This is a genomic window from Billgrantia zhangzhouensis (assembly GCF_021404465.1).
Lineage (GTDB): Bacteria > Pseudomonadota > Gammaproteobacteria > Pseudomonadales > Halomonadaceae > Halomonas > Halomonas zhangzhouensis.
In genome coordinates, this window is sequence record NZ_JABFTT010000027.1 from 1 (window position 1) to 1,373 (window position 1,373).

Genomic DNA, 1,373 nt, shown 5'->3' on the forward strand with positions numbered 1-1,373 from the left:
ACTGCACCAGAAGTGGTTAGCCTAACCTTCGGGAGGGCGATCACCACGGTGTGGTTCATGACTGGGGTGAAGTCGTAACAAGGTAGCCGTAGGGGAACCTGCGGCTGGATCACCTCCTTAACCGACGATTCACGCCTCGCGGCAAGTGCTCACAATGAATTACCTGATCGGCCAGAGCAAAGACTGTTTGGGTATGGACCCAGCGCGACCAATGGGTCTGTAGCTCAGTTGGTTAGAGCGCACCCCTGATAAGGGTGAGGTCGGCAGTTCAAATCTGCCCAGACCCACCATTCTCGAGCTTCGGCCGGGGCTGTCGCTCAGTTGGTGAGAGCGCACCCCCGGAAGTTCTGTAAAGAGAAGGGTGAGGTCGCCGGGTTTATTTCAAATCTGCCCAGACCCACCAAATTTGCGTGATACGTCGTTGAAAGACTCCTCGTATAGCAGGCTATACGTCGTCGTCTTTCGCCTAGTCTCACACAAATTACTTTCGGGGCCATAGCTCAGCTGGGAGAGCGCCTGCCTTGCACGCAGGAGGTCAGCGGTTCGATCCCGCTTGGCTCCACCACTTTCCTCGGAAAGCCGGAAGAGCTCAGTTGGGAGAGCGCCTGCCTTGCACGACAGGTGGTCGCGCCGGGGTCGCGCACGACTTCGATCCCGCTTGGCTCCACCAAACTTCCTGATGCGTCACCACCCCACAGTCTACCCTGATCGGATCTGCAGTCATAAGCCATCCTCGTTCTGTGCGATGTCAGGCTTATGACTGTCGATTGACAGTCTGCTCTTTAACAATGTGAATCATGCTGACAGTTTTCTCCGCAAGGAGAAAACGCAAGAGATACGTCTCAAGCGTATCCGGCAATTGTCGTACGTGATCGCAGACCAGACCCCTTCGGGTTATATGGTCAAGCGATTAAGCGCATACGGTGGATGCCTTGGCAGCCAGAGGCGATGAAGGACGTGGTAGCCTGCGATAAGGCTCGGTGAGGTGGCAAACGACCTGTGACCCGGGCATTTCCGAATGGGGAAACCCACCCTGCACAAGCAGGGTATCCCACACTGAATCCATAGGTGTTGGGAGGCGAACCGGGGGAACTGAAACATCTAAGTACCCCGAGGAAAAGAAATCAACCGAGATTCCCCCAGTAGCGGCGAGCGAACGGGGACTAGCCCTTAAGCGGCACAACTGATAGGCGAACAGGCTGGGAAGCCTGACCATAGGGGGTGATAGTCCCGTAGCCGAAATCTGAGTGTCGTGAAATCGAGTAGGTCGGGGCACGTGAAACCTTGACTGAACATGGGGGGACCATCCTCCAAGGCTAAATACTCCTGGCTGACCGATAGTGAACCAGTACCGTGAGGGAAAGGCGAAAAGA

General features: G+C 55.7%; 3 tRNA genes and 2 rRNA genes. All 5 read left to right on the plus strand.

Features of this window, described 5'->3' with window-relative positions:
* A 16S ribosomal RNA gene (locus HOP51_RS20830) occupies nucleotides 1-120 on the plus strand; the annotation flags it as partial.
* A 93-nt stretch (nucleotides 121-213) separates the two neighbouring features.
* Nucleotides 214-290: transfer RNA gene (locus HOP51_RS20835), tRNA-Ile, on the plus strand.
* Between the two features lie 199 nt (nucleotides 291-489).
* Nucleotides 490-565: transfer RNA gene (locus tag HOP51_RS20840), tRNA-Ala, on the plus strand.
* 16 nt (nucleotides 566-581) lie between these two features.
* A tRNA-Ala gene (locus HOP51_RS20845) sits at nucleotides 582-670 on the plus strand.
* Between the two features lie 230 nt (nucleotides 671-900).
* Nucleotides 901-1,373, plus strand: a 23S ribosomal RNA gene (locus HOP51_RS20850); the annotation flags it as partial.